Source organism: Kluyvera fluvialis (assembly GCF_059725275.1).
Window position 1 is genome coordinate 4,631,075 of record NZ_AP046142.1, and the last position, 20,514, is coordinate 4,651,588.

Here is a 20,514-nt window from a genome sequence, read left to right on the forward strand (position 1 = left end):
CTCAATCCGTCGTCTGACAAGCCATATCCTTACTTTTTTTGGAATGAGCTATGTCTGCCACCACTAAACCATCTCGTCGCGAACAGCGCGCCCAGGCCCAACATTTTATCGACACGCTGGAAGGGACTGCCTTTCCCAACTCCAAACGCATTTACATTAGCGGTTCACAGCCAGATATCCGTATTCCAATGCGCGAAATCCAGCTTAGCCCGACGCTGATTGGCGGCACGAAAGACGAACCGCAGTATGAAGAAAACGAGGCCGTGCCGGTGTACGACACCTCTGGACCTTACGGTGACGCCGAGGTGGCAATTAACGTCCAGCAGGGTCTGGAAAAACTGCGCCAGCCGTGGATTATCGCGCGTAACGACAGCGAAGAGTTAGACGACCGTAGCTCCGCCTATACCAGAGAGCGCCTGGCCGACGATGGGCTGGACGAGCTGCGCTTCACCGGCCTGTTAACGCCAAAGCGCGCCAAAGCAGGCAAGCGCGTAACGCAGTTGCACTATGCCCGTCAGGGGATAGTGACGCCGGAAATGGAGTTCATCGCCATTCGCGAAAACATGGGCCGCGAACGCATCCGCAGCGAAGTGTTGCGCCACCAGCATCCGGGCGTTGGCTTTGGCGCTCGTCTGCCGGAAAACATCACGCCAGAATTTGTGCGCAATGAAGTCGCCGCCGGACGCGCGATTATCCCGGCCAACATCAACCACCCGGAATCAGAACCGATGATCATCGGGCGCAACTTCCTGGTGAAGGTCAACGCCAACATTGGTAACTCGGCGGTGACGTCCTCCATCGAAGAAGAGGTGGAAAAACTGGTGTGGTCTACCCGCTGGGGAGCGGATACGGTGATGGATCTCTCCACCGGTCGCTATATTCACGAAACCCGCGAGTGGATTTTGCGTAACAGCCCAGTGCCTATCGGCACAGTTCCCATCTACCAGGCGCTGGAGAAGGTTAACGGAATAGCCGAAAACCTTACCTGGGAAGCCTTTCGCGACACATTGCTGGAGCAGGCCGAACAGGGCGTGGACTACTTTACTATCCACGCGGGCGTCCTGTTGCGCTACGTGCCAATGACCGCCAAACGCCTGACGGGCATTGTCTCGCGCGGCGGGTCGATTATGGCGAAGTGGTGCCTTTCTCATCATCAAGAGAATTTCCTCTACCAGCACTTCCGCGAAATCTGCGAAATTTGCGCGGCCTACGACGTGTCACTGTCACTGGGCGATGGTCTGCGCCCTGGCTCTATTCAAGATGCCAACGACGAAGCGCAGTTCTCCGAGCTGCATACTCTGGGCGAGCTGACCAAAATTGCCTGGGAATATGACGTGCAGGTGATGATTGAAGGCCCAGGCCACGTGCCGATGCATATGATCCAGCGCAACATGACTGAAGAGCTGGAACACTGCCACGAAGCGCCGTTTTACACCTTAGGGCCGTTGACTACGGATATCGCCCCGGGCTATGACCACTTCACTTCCGGGATTGGCGCGGCGATGATCGGCTGGTTTGGCTGTGCGATGCTGTGCTACGTCACGCCGAAAGAGCACCTTGGTCTGCCGAACAAAGAAGATGTGAAACAAGGGCTGATTACCTACAAAATCGCGGCACACGCGGCTGATTTAGCCAAAGGCCACCCTGGCGCGCAAATTCGCGATAACGCGATGTCGAAAGCGCGCTTCGAATTCCGCTGGGAAGACCAGTTTAATCTGGCGCTTGATCCGTTCACCGCCCGCGCTTACCACGATGAAACCCTGCCGCAAGAGTCCGGCAAAGTCGCCCATTTCTGTTCCATGTGCGGGCCAAAATTCTGCTCGATGAAAATCAGCCAGGAAGTGCGCGACTACGCCGCCGCACAGACCATCGAAATCGGCATGGCCGATATGTCAGAGAACTTCCGCGCTAAAGGCGGCGAAATCTACCTCAAAAAAGAGGAGGCGTAATGTACCAGCCTGATTTCCCGACCGTGCCGTTCCGCCTCGGACTTTACCCGGTAGTAGACAGCGTACAGTGGATTGAGCGCCTGCTGGAGGCGGGCGTGCGCACCCTTCAACTGCGCATTAAAGACAAGCGCGACGAAGAGGTCGAGGCCGACGTTATCGCGGCCATTGCATTAGGACGCCGCTTCAATGCCCGCCTGTTTATCAACGACTACTGGCGACTGGCTATCAAACACCACGCATACGGCGTGCATCTGGGTCAGGAAGATCTTGAAACCACTGATTTGAAAGCGATTCAGACCGCAGGTTTGCGCCTTGGCGTTTCGACACACGATGATATGGAAATCGACGTGGCGCTGGCTGCCCGCCCTTCATACATCGCGTTGGGCCACGTATTCCCGACACAAACCAAACAGATGCCGTCTGCGCCGCAGGGGTTGCGACAACTGGCGAACCATATTGAACGCCTGGCGGATTACCCTACCGTCGCCATTGGCGGCATCAGCCTTGAGCGCGCGCCAGCGGTACTGGCGACCGGCGTTGGCAGCATTGCGGTGGTCAGCGCGATTACTCAGGCGGCAGACTGGCGCGCCGCCACCACACAATTGCTGGAAATGGCAGGAGTTGGCGATGAATGATCGCGATTTTATGCGCTATAGCCGGCAAATTTTACTCGGCGATATCGCCATTGAAGGCCAACAAACGTTGCTCTCCAGCCGGGTGCTGATTGTCGGGTTAGGTGGGCTAGGCTCTCCCGCCGCGCTGTATCTGGCGGGCGCGGGAGTTGGCACGCTGGTACTGGCGGACGATGACGACGTGCACCTCAGCAACCTGCAACGGCAGATCCTGTTCACGACAGACGATATTTCCCGCTCAAAGTCGCAGGCGGCACAACAACGGCTGGCGCGTCTTAACCCCGATATCGAACTGGTGGTATTACAACAACGGCTAACGGGCGACGCGCTCCGCCACGCCGTTGCCCAGTCTGACGTGGTGCTCGATTGTACCGATAACATGGCGACTCGCCAGGCGCTCAACGCCGCCTGCGTCACGCAAAATACGCCGCTAGTCACCGCCAGCGCGGTGGGGTTTGGCGGCCAGTTAATGGTGCTGACACCACCCTGGGAACACGGGTGTTATCGCTGCCTGTGGCCGGATGATCTCGAACCGGAACGCAACTGCCGCACCGCCGGGATCGTCGGCCCTGTGGTGGGCGTTATGGGGACTTTGCAGGCGCTGGAAGCCATCAAATTACTTAGCGGTATCGAAACACCTTGCGGTGAATTGCGCCTTTTCGACGGTAAAACCAGCCACTGGCGCAGCCTGGCGCTACGCCGAGCTAGCGGCTGCCCGGTATGCGGAGGGCAACATGCAGATTCAGTTCAATGACGAGCCGATGCAATGTGCCGAAGGGCAAACCGTGAGTGAGCTGCTCACCGCGCTAAATCAGCTGCAACCAGGTGCGGCGCTGGCGTTAAATCAGCAAATTTTGCCGCGTGAACAGTGGCCACAGCAAATCGTGCAGGAAGGCGACCAAATCCTGCTGTTTCAGGTTATCGCAGGGGGTTGATATGTTACGTATTGCAGACAAAACGTTTGATTCACATCTGTTCACCGGAACCGGGAAGTTTGCCTCGTCGCAACTGATGGTTGACGCCATCCGCGCCTCTGGCAGCCAATTGGTCACACTGGCGATGAAACGGGTGGATTTACGTCAGCACAATGATGCCATTCTGGCTCCGCTCATCGAAGCGGGCGTCACGCTGTTGCCCAACACCTCTGGGGCAAAAACCGCCGAAGAGGCTATTTTCGCCGCCCAACTGGCGCGTGAGGCGCTGGGGACAAACTGGCTGAAGCTGGAAATTCATCCCGACGCACGCTGGTTATTACCCGATCCTATCGAAACGCTGAAAGCCGCCGAAGCGCTGGTGAAGCAAGGATTCATCGTCCTGCCCTACTGCGGTGCGGATCCGGTGCTGTGCAAACGGTTGGAAGCCGTAGGCTGCGCGGCAGTGATGCCGCTCGGCGCGCCCATTGGTTCAAATCAGGGGCTGGAAACCAAAGCAATGCTGGAAATCATCATTCAGCAGGCGACCGTTCCGGTAGTGGTCGATGCTGGCATCGGTGTGCCCAGCCACGCCACACAGGCACTGGAGATGGGCGCTGACGCGGTGCTGGTCAACACGGCGATTGCCGTCGCCGACAATCCGGTGATGATGGCAACCGCCTTCCGTCTGGCGGTTGAAGCCGGCTTGCTGGCGCGCCAGGCCGTACCGGGAAGCAAACGTTCGCAGGCCAGCGCCACCAGCCCGTTAACCGGATTCCTGGAGGCACTGGCATGAAAACGTTCACCGACCGCTGGCGACAGCTTGAGTGGGACGATATCCGCCTGCGCATCCACAGCAAAACGCCCGCCGACGTCGAGCGGGCGCTCAACGCCTCAATGCTCAGTCGTGACGACATGATGGCGCTGCTTTCACCCGCCGCCGCCGACTATCTGGAACCGCTGGCACAGCGGGCGCAGACACTCACCCGCCAGCGTTTTGGCAACACGGTCAGTTTCTACGTTCCGTTGTATCTTTCCAATCTGTGCGCCAACGACTGCACCTACTGCGGTTTTTCCATGAGCAATCGCATTAAGCGCAAAACGCTGGATGAAGAGGAAATTAAACGGGAGTGCGCCGCCATTCGGGCAATGAATTTCGAGCACTTGTTGCTGGTGACCGGCGAACATCAGGGAAAAGTGGGGATGGATTATTTTCGCCGCCATATTCCTGATATTCGCCGCCAGTTTGCCTCGTTACAGATGGAAGTTCAGCCACTGGCAACCGAGGAGTACGCCGAGCTTAAAACCCTGGGTCTCGACGGCGTGATGGTTTATCAAGAAACCTATCATGAGGCGATGTACGCGCAGCATCACCTGAAAGGCAAAAAACAGGACTTTTTCTGGCGGCTCGATACTCCCGACAGGCTAGGACAGGCGGGTATCGACAAAATTGGCCTCGGTGCGCTAATCGGTCTTTCTGATAGCTGGCGGGTAGACTGCTTTATGGTCGCCGAACACCTGCTATGGCTTCAGCAGCACTACTGGCAGAGCCGTTATTCTATCTCTTTCCCGCGCCTGCGCCCGTGTGCTGGCGGTATTGAGCCTGCGTCTATCATGGATGAACGCCAGTTAGTGCAAACCATTTGCGCTTTCCGGCTGTTTTCGCCGGATACTGAACTGTCGCTCTCTACCCGCGAGTCGCCGTGGTTCCGTGATCATATGATCCCACTGGCTATCAACAACGTCAGCGCCTTCTCGAAAACACAGCCGGGGGGTTACGCCGATAATCACCCAGAGCTGGAACAGTTCTCCCCGCACGATGCCCGCACGCCGATTGAGGTCGCGCAGGCATTAGCGGCGCAAGGGCTACAACCGGTATGGAAAGACTGGGACAGCTATTTGGGGCGCGCTTCGCAACGCTAAAGCAAACTCGGTAATAACCCAAAACAGGCTGGATAACACCTCGCAAAGATAAGCAACGGACATTGTTGGTATATGACATGTCCGTTACGCTGCTTTGGTCGACCGCTGAGGTTGACCAGGGCAGCTCAATATCCCCGCTGCCCTGCCCACCACATGCAGGCGAATATCACGTAAATCAAATTTATAATAGAAATCTAATCTCCGAATGTAGATTAAATACTCCCCCTATCATGAATAAAGTATAATTACGGATAATAAATAGATAAGAATAATTGCAGTAATCGTATTGCTAAGCTTCTGCAATTTACCTCTGGATTAGAACTAATGATCAGCCCTTATAGCAGAAGACTATCGTTTACCGCGCCTATACTTATTAGCTTCGCGGGAATTATCCTTACCTTTGTGATTATCGCCTCGCTAGTCACTTTTGTTCAGCGTAACAATATTATTCGCGAATACCACGGCGTTAATCGTAATTTCACCCATAATCTGGCGGTCAATTATACCGAGTCGATTCTACGTAAAAACGAGTATATTTTGGGGCGGGCAGTAACCTATTTATCGCGCAACGATAAGCTGAACAAAGTTGTTAATCTCTCGCCAGAGCAAGGTTTGCAAGCCATGATGCAGTTGCTGTCGATGATGCCTACCGTTTCATCGATCTCCCTTGCCGATGCGGAGGGGCGTTATCTGCACGCACCGCAAGCGACTAGCCGCGCTAACCCGGTTCCGTTCAATGCCACCAAGCGACCGTGGTTTATTGATCAGAGCGATGTGGGCATTTTCAGCCGTTATACCGAGCCCTATAGCAATTTCTTTACCCACCAGCAGACGGTCGCGCTCGCAAAACCGGTTATTTCTTCCGAGGGGAAATTAAAGGGTACGCTGGCGTTCCACTTCGATTTATCCGCGATGAGCCATACGTTGCGCCAGATGAAGCCGCCAGTACAGGGTGAGTTTTTTGTGGTTAACCGTAGTGGTCAGACGCTATTGCACTCGGATGACAACAAGCTATTTCAGAGCATCGTCAGCGATAAGTTGCTGGTCAGAATGACTGCGGGTGAAGGCGAAGTATTCGATAAAGAAACCCGCACCTGGTACTACTATTATGCGTTCACTAAACCCGGCTGGTTTGCCATTTATAAAGTTTCAGGCAATACCCTAAATATGCTGGCTCAGCGTGAGAGCGTGACCGTCGCCTGGGGTTTTGCGCTGGCGGGGGTTATCATCATCATCTTCGGTTTGTACCTGCGCCAGGCATCACGATCTATCCTGATGAACATCATCCATGCGATTAAAACGGGTGATATGAAATATGCACCAGGCCTGGAAGCGATGATGCATAAAGCAATTGAAACCAACAAGGCCCGCGAACAGGTATCTGTCCGGCAGGCGACGGTGGATTCGCTAACGGGCTGTAAAAACCGCTGGGCTTTTGATACTGATATCGCCGCATTGATGAAAGACCGTCAGCCGTTCGCGCTTGCATTGGTGGATATTGATAACTTCAAATCGATCAACGATACCTGGGGCCACCTGAGCGGCGATATCGTGCTGCGTAACGTCGCTCGCGAAGGGCTGCGTATCCTACAGGCACACGACCTTTCGCTATATCGCTACGGCGGAGAGGAGTTCGCCATTCTCTTTACGTCGGAACGTATTGAGGAAGCGGGCGTGCTGCTGGAGCTATGGCGTATGAGCGTCGCAAAACGAACGTGGCGCGAAAAAGGCCTCAGCGTCACCTTTAGTGCGGGCGTGGGCGAATGGCATATGGGAACGCTGGAACAGTTGGTGACTAACGTCGATAAGGCGCTATATGACGCCAAACGCCAGGGGAAAAACCGGATTTTGCGTGCCACAATCACCTAACCTCTGCCCTCTCTTGTGCCGGATAACCCTTACGCTTATCCGGCCTCTTATCTCCCCTTCAATCTCACATCGCCCCCTTCTAATGTATGAAAAATGTAACCGGTTTCAGTTTTTTGCGGCGATCTTTGTGATGCCTTACACACAATCGTCGTAAAGCAGTTGTTGATCGTTTCAGCTCGCGATAAACATGGTTAATCACGGGTCATGAGGGAGCATTATGAAGAATATCGTTTTATGCTGTGCTGCGGGAATGTCCACCAGCATGCTGGTACAACGCATGCAGGATGCAGCTCAGAAAAAAGGCATTGAAGTCTCGATTAAAGCCGTACCAGTGGCCGAATTCAAAGCGAACATCAACGAGGCAGATATCGTCCTGCTAGGCCCACAGGTCAAGTATGAGCAAGCTAAATTGCAGGCTCTGGCTGACCCACTGGGTAAGAAAGTCACCGTCATCGATATGATGGACTACGGCATGATGAAAGGCGATGTCGTGCTTGAGAAAGCCCTTAAGTTAATGGAGTGAGGCAGACGTGGAAGATTTAGAATCAATCATTATGGAACTGCTGGTGAATGCCGGTGCAGCACGTAGCTCTGCGTTAACCGCATTACAGCTTGCCCGTAAAGGTGACTTTGAAGGCGCAGAAAAAGCGATGGAAGAGTCTCGCGAGTTTGTAAAACAGGCCCATGGTATCCAGACCCAGCTTATCGGTATTGATGAAGGCACGGGTAAACTGCCGGTTAACCTGATTACCGTTCACTCTCAGGATCACCTGATGAACGCGATGGTTATCCAGGATCTGGCAACCGACATGATTGAGCTGTATCGCCGTATTCCACTGGTTAGCTAACCGCACACCACTGAATACAAAGAGCACCCAAATGGGTGCTCTTTGCGTTAGTTACGCTTTTCGCCGATGGCTACGGTAAGTATCTAACACCACCGCGACCACAATCACTGCACCGGTAATGACACGTTTTGTGGGTTCACTCGCACCAATTTGCGCAAGCCCCGCCGCCAACACGGAAATAATCAGCGCCCCCAGAAACGTACAGACCACAGAACCACGCCCGCCCATCAGGCTCGTGCCGCCAATCACTACCGCTGCAATCACCTGAAGTTCCATCCCGACCCCGCCATTAGGGTCAGCCGCTTCAAGACGCGCCACCTGGAACAGCGAGGCCAATCCGGCAAGCGCCCCCATCAGCGCAAAGACCACCACTTTATACGGCGCAGGATTAATACCCGACAACCGCACCGCTTCTTCATTAGTACCGATACCAATTAAATGGCGGCCAAAAATCGTCCTCGTCAGCACCAGTTGGCCTATCACAATCACCAATACGGCAATCACAAACGACGGTGAAATACCCAGCATTATCGGGTCTGCGAGAAAATCGAAGCTGGAACCAATATAGGCCGTGCGGGAATCCGTTAACTGGTACGCGCTGCCGCGCGCCATCTCTAACATACCCAGCGAGACAATAAACGTTGGAATGCGCCAGATGACCGAGATAAGCCCAGTAAGCGCCCCCACCAGCATGGCAACCACGATACCGGATAGCGCCGCCAGCCACGGTGACCAGTGCAGATTTAAATAGGTGACGCTAACAACCGCCGCCGACAGCGCCAGCACCGAACCAACCGAAAGGTCAATCCCGGCGATAATCAGCACAAAAGTCATGCCGACCGACATCACCATCAGGTCAGGGATCTGGTTCGCAATGGTGCTAAAGGTATTCAGGCTTAGAAAGTGATCGCTGAGAAACGAAAACAGGATAATCATCGCCAGCAGCGCGCCAATTAATCCCAGGTAACTGCTCAATCCGCGCCACGAAGCCGTGGACGTTTTGGCAGACTGTGAGATGTTACTCATGATGTAAACTCCCTGTGGCGTGCTGATAGCCAGAAAAGGCGGCGGCCAGAATGGCGTCCTGCGACCAGGCATCGCGGGTGAAAGTCTCCACCAGCTTGCCCGCAGACAGCACCGCAATGCGGTCGCAAATAAGCATTAATTCGCGGAGATCGCTTGAGACAACAATCAGCCCCTTGCCACTCTGCGTCAGTTCGTTAAGCAGTAGATAAATGTCCCGTTTGGCGCCCACGTCAATGCCGCGTGTCGGTTCATCGAAAAGAATGACGTCGCAGTTCCGCTCCAGCCAGCGGCTAATCAACACTTTTTGCTGGTTGCCGCCAGAGAGGTTATCCACTGAAAGGCCGCTGCCTGAGGTACGAATACCTAATCGGGTAATATACTTCTGCGCCAGCCGATGCTCCTGGAGTGAATTAAGCCATGACAAACGGCTGACTTTATCGCTATTACCAAGCGAGGTATTCGCCGCCACCGAATGCGGTAACAGCAGCCCCTCGCCTTTGCGATCTTCCGTCACCAGCGCAATGCGATGCGCAATAGCCTCCGACGGTGAGCGAATAGTTACCCGCTCCAGCGGATCGCCAACCCATAACTGCCCGCTATCGATACGATCTGCGCCGAAGATGGCGCGCATCAACTCAGTGCGCCCCGCCCCGACCAGGCCGCTAACGCCCAGCACTTCTCCCCGATGCAGCGTCAGCGAGATATCCTGTAGCACGCTGCCACGGGTAAAGTTCTCAACTTTCAGGATAGGGTTTCCCTGCCGACGGGCGCTGACATCAAAGTGGCTATCGAGGTCGCGCCCAACCATCAGTGACACCAGTTGGTCACTGCTATAACGTTTAATGTCGTCGGTACACACCATGTTGCCGTCGCGCAGCACCATGATGTCGTCAGCCACTTGTGCCAACTCATCAAGACGATGGGAGATATAAATCAGCGAGACACCGCGCTGTTTAAACTGCTGAATCTGCTCAAACAGCAGCGCCACCTCACGGCTGGTTAGCATAGCCGTCGGCTCATCAAGAATTAACACCCGGCTGTCGCCAATCAGGTTGCGGGCAATTTCAATCATCTGTTGATGACCAATACCCAGCTCCCCCACCAGCATATCGGGGTCGAGCGTCTGTAGCCCGACCATCGACATCACCGGATAGGCCATCTCTCGCAGACGTTTGCGGTTAATCCAGCCTCCCCAGTTCGGCAACTGGTCGATAAACAGGTTTTCCGCCACGGTGAGCGTCGGCAATAAGTTCAGCTCCTGCATCACCATACGGATACCGAGCTTTTCCGCTTCTTTACGGCTAGCGGGCGTATAAGGCTGCCCCAGGTAGGTCATCGTGCCGGTTGTCGGCGCAGTCAGGCCGCCGATAATTTTAGACAGTGTGCTTTTTCCCGCGCCATTTTCCCCTGTTAGCGCCAGCACTTTGCCGGAATATAAGGTGAGGTTGATATTGCTCAGTACCGGTTCATTGTACGTTTTGCCAATGCCGGACATTGACAGGATCTCATGATAATCAGCCATTTTGCGCACGTTACCTGCACGGTCGATTCCCTATGAAAAACCGGAGCCGCTCACGCGGCCCCGGAAGTCAGATACACGTTACTGTTTCACAATCAGTTTGACCGGCGTTTCCACGCTCCCGGACAGCTCGCTCTGTTTTTTCCCGGCTTTTAGGGCATCCAGCGCGGTGTTAATACCGAATACGGCTTGCTGAGAAGCAAACTGATCGGCGGTTGCCAGTACGCGACCATCCTGGAGCATTGGTTTAATCGCTTCGATGTTGTCATAGCCGACAACCTGAACCTGCCCACGCTTGCCAGCGGCACGAATGGCGGAAACCGCCCCCAGCGCCATGTTGTCGTTATCAGCCAACAGCGCTTTGATATTGGGGTATTCGCTCAGCATGGCTGCCGCAATGGTGTTGGCGTTGTTCATTTCCCATTGGCCGGACTGCACAGAAACCACTTTCATGCCGCCTTGCGCCATCGCATCCTGGAAGCCCTGCGTACGCTGCTGGGAGTTAGTCGAGGTTGGAATACCTTCGATAATGCCAACTTCATCACCGGCTTTTAGATGTTTCGCCAAATAGTCGCCGATGTCTTTCGCCCCTTTACGGTTATTTGGCCCAACGAACGGCACGTTCAGACCTTTATCTTTCAGCACCGCGTCATCGAATTTATTGTCAATATTGATAACCAGGATCCCGGCATCAATGGCTTTTTTCACCACCGGAACCAGCGCTTTGGAATCTGACGGCGCGATAATAATGGCGTCGGTTTTTGAGACAATCATCTGCTCAACGATTTGGATTTGGCTCGACGTATCAGTTTCATTCTTAATCCCGTTCGAGATCAGATCGAATTTGTCAGCATTTTGCTTTTGATACTCTTTCGCGCCGTTTTCCATGGTCAGGAAAAACTCATTCGCTAGTGATTTCATAACCAGCGCGACTTTAGGTTTATGCGGTTGGCTCTCTGCGGCAGTAACAGGTGTCACGATAGCCGCCGAAAGCGCCATGGCAGCAGCGGCACCGATGAAATAAGAAAATGCTTTTCTATTCATAATATTATCCATTTTTTAGGGTAGGGTACGACGCAATACTGGATGCAGTATAGTCAAGCAAATTTGAGGTCAGAGTGAGGCACTGCACATTATTTCCGCACAGCATCAGGCAAGAGAGAAACTGCAAGAAAGGAATAAAAAAAGGCCAGTCATAAAGACTGGCCTTTTCAACTTATCGCACTAGCGTGAACGATTAGTCGTTATCGGAACCACCCAGACCTGCGTTCAGCAGTTCTGCCAGGCTCGCGGTCGCTTCTTCAGCGCTAACCTGCGGCGCAACAGAAACGTCACCCGCTGCACGGCGACGGATGCGGTCCTGATGGTACGCATAACCGGTACCGGCAGGGATCAGACGACCCACGATAACGTTCTCTTTCAGGCCGCGCAGTTCGTCGCGTTTACCCGCAACGGCTGCTTCGGTCAGGACACGAGTTGTCTCCTGGAACGATGCCGCAGAGATGAAGGACTCGGTTGCCAGAGACGCTTTGGTGATACCCAGCAGATCGCGGGAGAAGGTTGCACCCACTTTGCCGTTCGCTTCCAGTTCGCGGTTAGCGATCTTGACGCGAGAGTATTCAACCTGTTCGCCTTCCAGGAAGTCGGAGCTACCTGCATTCTCGATGGTCGCTTTACGCAGCATCTGACGAACGATAACTTCGATGTGTTTATCGTTAATCTTAACGCCTTGCAGACGGTATACGTCCTGAACTTCGTTAACGATGTAACGAGTCACAGCATGAACACCACGCAGACGCAGAATGTCGTGCGGCGCTTCTGGACCATCGGAAACTACGTCACCACGTTCTACACGTTCACCTTCGAACACGTTGAGCTGACGCCATTTCGGAATCATCTCTTCGTACGGCTCGCTACCGTCTACTGGAGTGATAACCAGACGACGTTTCCCTTTGGTTTCTTTACCGAAGGAAATGATGCCGCTGATTTCTGCCAGGATTGCCGGCTCTTTCGGACGACGTGCTTCGAACAGATCCGCAACGCGTGGCAGACCACCGGTAATATCCTTGGTACCGCCGGATTCCTGAGGAACACGCGCCAGGGTGTCACCAGAACTGATCTGTACGCCATCTTCCAGCTGAACAATCGCTTTACCCGGCAGGAAGTACTGAGCAGGCATATCGGTGCCTGGGATCAGAACGTCGTTGCCTTGAGCATCAACAATTTTCAGTGCTGGACGCAGGTCTTTACCACCCGCAGTACGTTCAGCAGAATCCAGAACCACCAGAGAAGACAGACCGGTCAGCTCGTCGGTCTGACGAGTAATGGTCTGGCCGTCAATCATGTCAGTGAAGCGGACGAAGCCACTTACTTCGGTGATAACCGGCATGGTGTGCGGATCCCAGTTTGCAACGGTTTCGCCGCCAGCAACCTGTTCGCCATCACCTTTCGCCATAACGGAGCCGTAAGGCACTTTATAGCTTTCTTTGGTACGACCGAATTCGTCGATCAGTTTCAGCTCGGTGTTACGAGAAGTGATAACCAGTTTACCGCTGGAGTTCACAACCGATTTCGCGTTGCTGAGCTTGATGCTACCTTTGTTTTTCACCTGGATGCTGGATTCAGCAGCCGCACGAGATGCCGCACCACCGATGTGGAACGTACGCATCGTCAGCTGTGTACCCGGCTCACCGATGGACTGTGCCGCGATAACGCCGATAGCCTCACCTTTGTTGATGATGTGGCCACGCGCCAGGTCACGACCGTAGCAGTGCGCACATACACCAAAGTCGGTGTCACAGGATACAACGGAACGGACTTTGACGGAGTCAACGGAGTTCTCTTCCAGCAGGTCACACCACTGTTCGTTCAGCAGCGTGTTGCGTGGAACCAGAATGTCCGCCGTACCCGGCTTCAGAACGTCTTCTGCGGTTACACGACCCAGTACGCGATCGCGCAGTGGCTCTTTAACGTCACCACCCTCGATTACCGGGGTCATGGTGATGCCTTCCAGCGTGCCACAGTCGTCTTCGGTAACAACCAGGTCCTGTGCGACGTCAACCAGACGACGAGTCAGATAACCGGAGTTCGCCGTTTTCAGTGCGGTATCCGCCAGACCTTTACGAGCACCGTGAGTAGAGATGAAGTACTGGAGTACGTTCAGACCTTCACGGAAGTTCGCGGTGATTGGCGTTTCGATGATGGAGCCATCTGGCTTCGCCATCAGACCACGCATACCAGCAAGCTGACGAATCTGTGCCGCAGAACCACGCGCACCGGAGTCGGCCATCATGTAGATGCTGTTGAAGGAAACCTGCTGCTCTTCGACGCCGTCACGGTTAATCACGGTTTCAGTTTGCAGGTTATCCATCATCGCTTTGGATACACGATCGTTCGCCGCAGCCCAGATATCGATAACTTTGTTATAGCGTTCGCCCGCGGTAACCAGACCGGACTGGAACTGTTCCTGAATCTCAGCAACTTCGGCTTCCGCCTCAGAGATGATTTCGTATTTTTTCTCCGGGATGACCATGTCATCGATACCAACGGATGCACCTGAACGCGCTGCATAAGCAAAGCCGGTGTACATCGTCTGGTCCGCGAAAATAACGGTAGGTTTCAGACCCAGAATACGGTAACAGGTGTTCAGCATCTTAGAGATTGCTTTCTTACCCAGTGCCTGGTTGACGATGGAGAAAGGCAGACCTTTCGGTACGATCATCCACAGAATCGCACGACCAACGGTCGTGTCTTTCAGGCTGGTGTGCGCAACGAATTCGCCATTTTCATCTTTTTCATACTCGGTGATACGCACTTTTACACGCGCATGCAGAGAGGCCAGACCTGCGCGATAAATACGCTCAGCTTCTTTAGGGCCAGTCAGCACCATGCCTTCGCCTTTGGCGTTAACACAGTCACGGGTCATGTAATACAGACCCAATACAACGTCCTGAGAAGGAACGATGATTGGCTCGCCGTTCGCAGGTGACAGGATGTTGTTGGTAGACATCATCAGCGCACGCGCTTCGAGCTGGGCTTCCAGCGTCAGCGGTACGTGAACAGCCATCTGGTCACCATCGAAGTCGGCGTTATATGCCGCACAAACCAGCGGGTGCAGCTGGATAGCTTTACCTTCGATCAGTACCGGTTCAAATGCCTGGATACCCAAACGGTGCAGTGTTGGTGCACGGTTCAGCATAACCGGGTGTTCGCGGATAACTTCGTCCAGGATATCCCAAACGACAGCTTCTTCGCGCTCAACCATTTTCTTCGCGGCTTTAATGGTGGTGGCCAGGCCACGCAGTTCCAGTTTGCCGTAGATGAACGGTTTGAACAGCTCCAGTGCCATTTTCTTCGGCAGACCGCACTGATGCAGACGCAGGTATGGACCTACGGTGATTACAGAACGACCGGAGTAGTCAACACGCTTACCGAGCAGGTTCTGACGGAAACGACCCTGTTTACCTTTGATCATATCGGCCAAAGATTTCAGAGGACGTTTGTTAGAACCGGTGATAGCACGACCGCGACGACCGTTATCCAGCAGGGCGTCAACCGCTTCCTGAAGCATACGTTTTTCGTTGCGTACGATGATATCTGGCGCAGCCAAGTCCAGCAGGCGTTTCAGACGGTTGTTACGGTTAATGACGCGACGATACAGATCGTTCAAGTCAGAAGTCGCGAAACGACCACCATCCAGTGGAACCAGCGGACGCAGATCTGGCGGCAGAACCGGCAGAACCGTCAGGATCATCCACTCTGGTTTGTTACCAGACTGAACAAACGCTTCCAGCAGTTTGATACGCTTGGTCAGCTTTTTACGCTTGGTTTCGGAGTTGGTTTCGTTCAGCTCTTCGCGCAGAGTTTCACACTCTTGCTCCAGATCCATGCTCTTCAGCAGGGCCTGGATAGCTTCCGCACCCATCTTCGCGTCGAATTCGTCACCGAACTCTTCCAGCGCATCCAGATACTGCTCTTCAGTCAGGATCTGTTGGCGTTCCAGGTTAGTCATACCGCCTTCGATAACGACATAAGATTCGAAGTACAGTACGCGTTCGATATCACGCAGTGGCATATCGAGCAGCAGACCGATACGGGACGGCAGCGATTTCAGGAACCAGATGTGCGCAGTCGGACAAGCCAGTTCGATGTGGCCCATACGCTCACGGCGTACTTTAGTCTGGGTCACTTCAACGCCGCACTTCTCACAGATAACACCGCGGTGTTTCAGGCGCTTGTACTTACCGCACAGGCACTCGTAGTCTTTTACCGGCCCAAAGATACGGGCGCAGAAAAGGCCGTCACGCTCTGGTTTGAACGTACGGTAGTTAATGGTTTCCGGCTTTTTAACTTCACCGAAAGACCATGAACGGATCATGTCTGGCGAGGCCAGAGCAATTTTGATCGCATCAAACTCTTCGGTTTTAGTTTGCGCTTTCAGAAACTTTAATAAGTCTTTCACGGATTTGCTCCCGTCGGAGTTAGCACATTCCACTGCCGGGTATTACCCCGGCAGCAGTGACCTGTTTGAGCGAGAATTACTCGTCTTCCAGTTCGATGTTGATGCCCAGCGAGCGGATTTCTTTCAACAGTACGTTGAAGGATTCCGGCATGCCCGGTTCCATCTGATGGTTACCGTCTACGATGTTTTTATACATCTTAGTACGGCCATTCACGTCATCAGACTTAACGGTGAGCATTTCTTGCAGGGTGTATGCCGCGCCATAAGCTTCCAGCGCCCACACTTCCATCTCCCCGAAGCGCTGGCCACCGAACTGCGCCTTACCACCCAGCGGCTGCTGAGTAACCAGGCTGTAAGAACCGGTAGAACGCGCGTGCATCTTGTCATCGACCAGGTGGTTCAGTTTCAGCATGTACATGTAACCTACGGTTACCTGACGCTCAAACTGTTCACCGGTACGACCATCGAACAGCGTAATCTGACCGGAAGACGGCAGACCACCCAGTTGCAGCAGTTCTTTAATCTCGGACTCTTTCGCACCGTCGAATACCGGCGTTGCGATCGGCATACCTTTACGCAGGTTCTCAGCCAGACGCAGAACTTCTTCATCACTGAAGGTATTCAGGTCAACTTTCTGACGAACGTCTGCGCCCAGATCGTAGGCACGCTGGATGAATTCGCGCAGTTTCGCGACTTCTTGCTGCTGTTTCAGCATGGCGTTGATCTTATCGCCGATACCTTTCGCAGCCATACCCAGGTGGGTTTCCAGAATCTGACCGATGTTCATACGAGACGGTACGCCCAGCGGGTTCAGTACGATATCTACCGGCGTACCGTTAGCATCGTGCGGCATATCTTCGATCGGGTTGATCTTAGAAATTACACCCTTGTTACCGTGACGACCTGCCATTTTGTCACCAGGCTGGATACGGCGTTTAACGGCCAGGTATACCTTAACAATCTTCAGCACACCCGGTGCCAGATCGTCGCCTTGAGTGATTTTGCGGCGTTTCGCTTCGAGTTTTTTCTCGAACTCGTGTTTCAGTTCGTCGTACTGCTCAGCCAGTTGTTCCAGCTGATTTTGTTTCTCTTCGTCGGTCAGACCGAGTTCCAGCCAGCGATCGCGAGGCAGTTTGTCGAGCTTCTCAGCTTCAACGCCACCGGCAACCAGCACAGCGTAGATACGGCTGAACAGACCAGCTTCGAGGATTTGCAGTTCTTCAGACAGGTCTTTTTTGGCCTGCTTCAGCTGCATTTCTTCGATTTCCAGCGCACGTTTGTCTTTTTCTACGCCATCGCGAGTAAAGACCTGAACGTCGATAACCGTACCAGACACGCTGTTCGGCACACGCAGAGAAGAGTCTTTAACGTCAGACGCTTTCTCACCGAAGATAGCACGCAGCAGTTTCTCTTCTGGCGTCAGCTGGGTTTCACCTTTCGGCGTTACCTTACCAACCAGAATGTCGCCACCGGTCACTTCTGCGCCGATATAAACGATACCGGACTCATCCAGTTTGGAGAGCGCAGCTTCACCCACGTTAGGGATGTCAGCGGTGATCTCTTCTGGCCCCAGCTTGGTGTCACGGGACACACATGCCAGTTCCTGAATGTGGATGGTAGTGAAACGGTCTTCCTGGACAACACGCTCAGATACGAGGATGGAGTCTTCGAAGTTGTAACCATTCCATGGCATGAATGCCACGCGCATGTTCTGACCCAGAGCCAGTTCACCGAGGTCGGTAGACGGACCATCTGCCAGGACATCACCACGATCGACCGGCTCACCCAGAGATACGCATGGCATCTGGTTGATACAGGTGTTCTGGTTAGAACGGGTGTATTTGGTCAGGTTATAAATGTCGATACCTGCTTCGCCCGGGTACATCTCGTCTTCGTTAACTTTGATAACGATACGGGAAGCATCCACGTACTGAACAGTACCGCCACGTTTAGCCACCGCAGTTACACCGGAGTCAACGGCAACAGCACGTTCCATACCGGTACCAACCAGCGGCTTATCAGCGCGCAGAGTTGGAACGGCCTGACGTTGCATGTTCGCACCCATCAATGCACGGTTGGCGTCATCGTGTTCCAGGAACGGGATCAGGGACGCACCGACGGATACCACCTGTTGGGTGGATACGTCCATGTAGTCAACCTGGTCACGGCTGAACAAGCTGGATTCGCCTTTGCTACGGCAAGTTACCAGGTCTTCTACAAAGTGTCCTTCGTCATCCAGGTTGGAGTTCGCCTGAGCGATAACGTAGTTGCCTTCTTCGATAGCAGACAGGTAATGAATTTCGTCGGTTACAACACCGTCAGTCACTTTACGATACGGAGTCTCAAGGAAGCCGTATTCGTTAGTCTGTGCGTACACGGACAGGGAGTTGATCAGACCGATGTTCGGACCTTCAGGCGTTTCGATTGGACATACGCGACCGTAGTGAGTCGGGTGTACGTCTCGAACTTCGAAGCCTGCGCGTTCACGAGTCAGACCGCCTGGGCCGAGTGCAGAGATACGACGTTTGTGCGTAATCTCAGACAGCGGGTTGTTCTGGTCCATAAACTGAGACAGCTGGCTGGAACCGAAGAACTCTTTCACTGCTGCGGAAATCGGTTTGGCGTTGATCATATCCTGAGGCATCAGGGTATCCAGATCGCCCAGAGACAGTCGCTCTTTCACCGCACGCTCAACACGTACCAAGCCAACGCGGAATTGGTTTTCCGCCATTTCGCCTACGGAACGGATACGACGGTTGCCGAGGTGGTCGATATCATCGACTTCGCCTTTACCGTTACGGATATCGATGAGCTTCTTCATCACTTCGATGATGTCGTCTTTGCTCAGGATACCGGAACCTTCGATTTCGTCGCGCAGCAGAGAACGGTTGAACTTCATACGACCAACCGCAGACAAGTCATAGCGGTCTTCGGAGAAGAACAGGTTCTCGAACAGGCTTTCAGCTGCTTCACGAGTCGGTGGCTCACCAGGGCGCATCATGCGGTAAATTTCTACCAGTGCGCTCAGACGATCGGTCGTTGGGTCAACGCGTATAGTTTCAGAAATATATGCGCCGTGATCCAGATCGTTGGTGAACAGCGTTTCGATACGCTTGTGGCCAGACTGGCTCAGCTTAGCCAGCAGATCCAGGCTCAGCTCCATGTTAGCTGGGCAGATCAGCTCACCAGTGGACTCGTCAACGTAGTCTTTAGACGCGACTTTGCCAGCGATGTACTCAACCGGAACTTCGATATGTTTGATATCGTCTTTTTCCAGTTGGCGAATGTGGCGCGCAGTAATACGGCGGCCTTTTTCAACGTACACTTTGCCGTTAGCTTCGATGTCGAAAGATGCCGTTTCGCCACGCAGACGTTCCGGGATCAGCTCCATCTGAAGCTTGTTGTCACGAATTTCGAAAACAACTTTCTCAAAGAACAGGTCAAGGATCTGCTCAGTGGTGTAGTTCAGGGCACGCAGAATGATGGTCGCAGGCAGTTTACGGCGACGGTCAATACGTACGAACAGGTTGTCCTTCGGATCGAATTCGAAGTCCAGCCAGGAACCACGGTAAGGAATGATGCGCGCGTTATACAGCACTTTACCCGAAGAGTGGGTTTTGCCTTTATCGGAGTCAAAGAAGACGCCTGGGCTACGGTGCAGCTGAGAAACGATAACACGCTCAGTACCGTTGATAACAAAGGTACCGTTGTCGGTCATGAGCGGAATTTCGCCCATGTAGACTTCTTGTTCTTTAATGTCTTTAACGGTGCCTTCCGGCGCTTCGCGCTCGTAGATCACCAGACGCAGTTTTACGCGCAGCGGTGCAGAATAGGTCACGCCACGGATCTGACATTCCTGAACGTCAAACACCGGTTCGCCCAGACGGTAGCTGACGTATTGCAGCTCGGAATTACCGCTGTAGCTTTTAATCGGGAATACGGAACGGAAAGCAGCTTCCAGACCATACTGTCCTTCAGGATCTTGCTCGATAAACTTCTGGAACGAGTCAAGCTGGATAGAAAGGAGATAAGGTACATCCAGTACTTGCGGACGTTTACCAAAATCCTTACGAATACGTTTTTTCTCGGTATAGGAGTAAACCATAGGGTTCCTCAGCTCGCTGACAAGTCGACGCATCTGTCCATTGGCAGACAGTTTGTGCAACACCATTTTGTTGACCGGAAAATGGAACACTTTCCGCAATACCTGTTGCTATCACGCTTAAACCATTTCATTGCGATTTACACAGAGCGAGCACCCTGTCGCAATATATTAAGTCGTCGATAGAAACAAGCATTGTTAGGACAACCAGTAGTCAAACAGTGTGAAATGCTACTGGCGCCTTACAGCGCAAAATGGCTGGTGACTAAAAAGT

Annotated in this window: 14 protein-coding genes; 9 read left to right on the forward strand and 5 right to left on the reverse strand. The window is 53.5% G+C overall.

Annotation, left to right across the window (positions count from 1 at the left end; all coding sequences use genetic code 11):
* Positions 1 to 50 precede the first annotated feature (50 nt).
* From thiC to AC6I4B_RS21885, 9 genes are all read left to right on the forward strand, one after another.
* The gene (thiC, locus tag AC6I4B_RS21845) at positions 51 to 1,949 is read left to right on the forward strand and encodes a phosphomethylpyrimidine synthase ThiC (RefSeq protein ID WP_497768154.1); all 1,899 of its coding nucleotides are present in this window, start codon (positions 51 to 53) and stop codon (positions 1,947 to 1,949) included.
* Positions 1,949 to 2,584 (forward strand): thiamine phosphate synthase, encoded by a 636-nt coding sequence (thiE, locus tag AC6I4B_RS21850; protein WP_497768156.1) that lies wholly within the window; start codon positions 1,949 to 1,951, stop codon positions 2,582 to 2,584. The genes thiC and thiE overlap by 1 nt, the downstream gene beginning before the upstream one ends.
* Positions 2,577 to 3,335, forward strand: coding sequence for a HesA/MoeB/ThiF family protein (locus AC6I4B_RS21855; protein ID WP_497768157.1), 759 nt, complete (start codon positions 2,577 to 2,579; stop codon positions 3,333 to 3,335). The genes thiE and AC6I4B_RS21855 overlap by 8 nt, the downstream gene beginning before the upstream one ends.
* A complete protein-coding gene (thiS, locus tag AC6I4B_RS21860) occupies positions 3,316 to 3,516 on the forward strand; it encodes a sulfur carrier protein ThiS (protein WP_497768159.1) in 201 nt (66 codons plus the stop codon). The genes AC6I4B_RS21855 and thiS overlap by 20 nt, the downstream gene beginning before the upstream one ends.
* A gap of 1 nt (position 3,517) precedes the next feature.
* Positions 3,518 to 4,288, forward strand: a complete 771-nt coding sequence (gene thiG, locus AC6I4B_RS21865; RefSeq protein WP_497768161.1) for a thiazole synthase — start codon at positions 3,518 to 3,520, stop codon at positions 4,286 to 4,288.
* Positions 4,285 to 5,415 (forward strand): 2-iminoacetate synthase ThiH, encoded by a 1,131-nt coding sequence (thiH, locus tag AC6I4B_RS21870; protein WP_497768162.1) that lies wholly within the window; start codon positions 4,285 to 4,287, stop codon positions 5,413 to 5,415. The genes thiG and thiH overlap by 4 nt, the downstream gene beginning before the upstream one ends.
* 327 nt (positions 5,416 to 5,742) lie before the next feature.
* On the forward strand, positions 5,743 to 7,284 hold the full coding sequence (locus AC6I4B_RS21875; protein WP_497772288.1) for a sensor domain-containing diguanylate cyclase: 1,542 nt from the start codon (positions 5,743 to 5,745) through the stop codon (positions 7,282 to 7,284).
* Positions 7,285 to 7,501: 217 nt separating this feature from the next.
* Positions 7,502 to 7,807: a PTS sugar transporter subunit IIB gene (locus tag AC6I4B_RS21880; protein ID WP_497768164.1), complete on the forward strand. Its 306-nt coding sequence runs from the start codon at positions 7,502 to 7,504 to the stop codon at positions 7,805 to 7,807.
* 7 nt (positions 7,808 to 7,814) lie between these two features.
* The gene (locus AC6I4B_RS21885; RefSeq protein ID WP_497768165.1) at positions 7,815 to 8,132 is read left to right on the forward strand and encodes a PTS lactose/cellobiose transporter subunit IIA; all 318 of its coding nucleotides are present in this window, start codon (positions 7,815 to 7,817) and stop codon (positions 8,130 to 8,132) included.
* Positions 8,133 to 8,183: 51 nt separating this feature from the next.
* On the opposite strand, the gene AC6I4B_RS21890 is transcribed toward AC6I4B_RS21885, so the two are convergent.
* The 5 genes from AC6I4B_RS21890 to rpoB all read right to left on the reverse strand — a co-directional run bounded on the left by AC6I4B_RS21890 (position 8,184) and on the right by rpoB (position 20,243).
* Positions 8,184 to 9,158: an ABC transporter permease gene (locus tag AC6I4B_RS21890; protein ID WP_497768167.1), complete on the reverse strand. Its 975-nt coding sequence runs from the start codon at positions 9,156 to 9,158 to the stop codon at positions 8,184 to 8,186.
* Complete coding sequence (locus AC6I4B_RS21895) at positions 9,151 to 10,680, reverse strand: sugar ABC transporter ATP-binding protein (RefSeq protein ID WP_497768168.1); 1,530 nt, start codon at positions 10,678 to 10,680, stop codon at positions 9,151 to 9,153. Before AC6I4B_RS21895 ends, AC6I4B_RS21890 begins: the two co-directional genes overlap by 8 nt.
* A gap of 78 nt (positions 10,681 to 10,758) precedes the next feature.
* Positions 10,759 to 11,721 (reverse strand): sugar ABC transporter substrate-binding protein, encoded by a 963-nt coding sequence (locus tag AC6I4B_RS21900; protein WP_497768170.1) that lies wholly within the window; start codon positions 11,719 to 11,721, stop codon positions 10,759 to 10,761.
* 193 nt (positions 11,722 to 11,914) lie between these two features.
* A complete protein-coding gene (gene rpoC / locus AC6I4B_RS21905; RefSeq protein WP_497768171.1) occupies positions 11,915 to 16,138 on the reverse strand; it encodes a DNA-directed RNA polymerase subunit beta' in 4,224 nt (1,407 codons plus the stop codon).
* A gap of 76 nt (positions 16,139 to 16,214) precedes the next feature.
* Entirely contained in the window at positions 16,215 to 20,243 is a 4,029-nt protein-coding gene (gene rpoB, locus AC6I4B_RS21910; RefSeq protein ID WP_497768172.1) for a DNA-directed RNA polymerase subunit beta, read from the reverse strand.
* Positions 20,244 to 20,514: the final 271 nt, after the last annotated feature.

What these genes read in the sequence shown, in the direction of transcription:
- AC6I4B_RS21895 (WP_497768168.1), bottom strand. Translation starts at nt 10,680, where the DNA reads ATGGCTGATTATCATGAGATCCTGTCAATGTCCGGCATTGGCAAAACG.
- thiH (WP_497768162.1), top strand. Translation starts at nt 4,285, where the DNA reads ATGAAAACGTTCACCGACCGCTGGCGACAGCTTGAGTGGGACGATATC.
- AC6I4B_RS21890 (WP_497768167.1), bottom strand. Translation starts at nt 9,158, where the DNA reads ATGAGTAACATCTCACAGTCTGCCAAAACGTCCACGGCTTCGTGGCGC.
- rpoB (WP_497768172.1), bottom strand. Translation starts at nt 20,243, where the DNA reads ATGGTTTACTCCTATACCGAGAAAAAACGTATTCGTAAGGATTTTGGT.
- thiC (WP_497768154.1), top strand. Translation starts at nt 51, where the DNA reads ATGTCTGCCACCACTAAACCATCTCGTCGCGAACAGCGCGCCCAGGCC.
- thiS (WP_497768159.1), top strand. Translation starts at nt 3,316, where the DNA reads ATGCAGATTCAGTTCAATGACGAGCCGATGCAATGTGCCGAAGGGCAA.
- AC6I4B_RS21855 (WP_497768157.1), top strand. Translation starts at nt 2,577, where the DNA reads ATGAATGATCGCGATTTTATGCGCTATAGCCGGCAAATTTTACTCGGC.
- thiG (WP_497768161.1), top strand. Translation starts at nt 3,518, where the DNA reads ATGTTACGTATTGCAGACAAAACGTTTGATTCACATCTGTTCACCGGA.
- thiE (WP_497768156.1), top strand. Translation starts at nt 1,949, where the DNA reads ATGTACCAGCCTGATTTCCCGACCGTGCCGTTCCGCCTCGGACTTTAC.
- AC6I4B_RS21900 (WP_497768170.1), bottom strand. Translation starts at nt 11,721, where the DNA reads ATGAATAGAAAAGCATTTTCTTATTTCATCGGTGCCGCTGCTGCCATG.
- AC6I4B_RS21880 (WP_497768164.1), top strand. Translation starts at nt 7,502, where the DNA reads ATGAAGAATATCGTTTTATGCTGTGCTGCGGGAATGTCCACCAGCATG.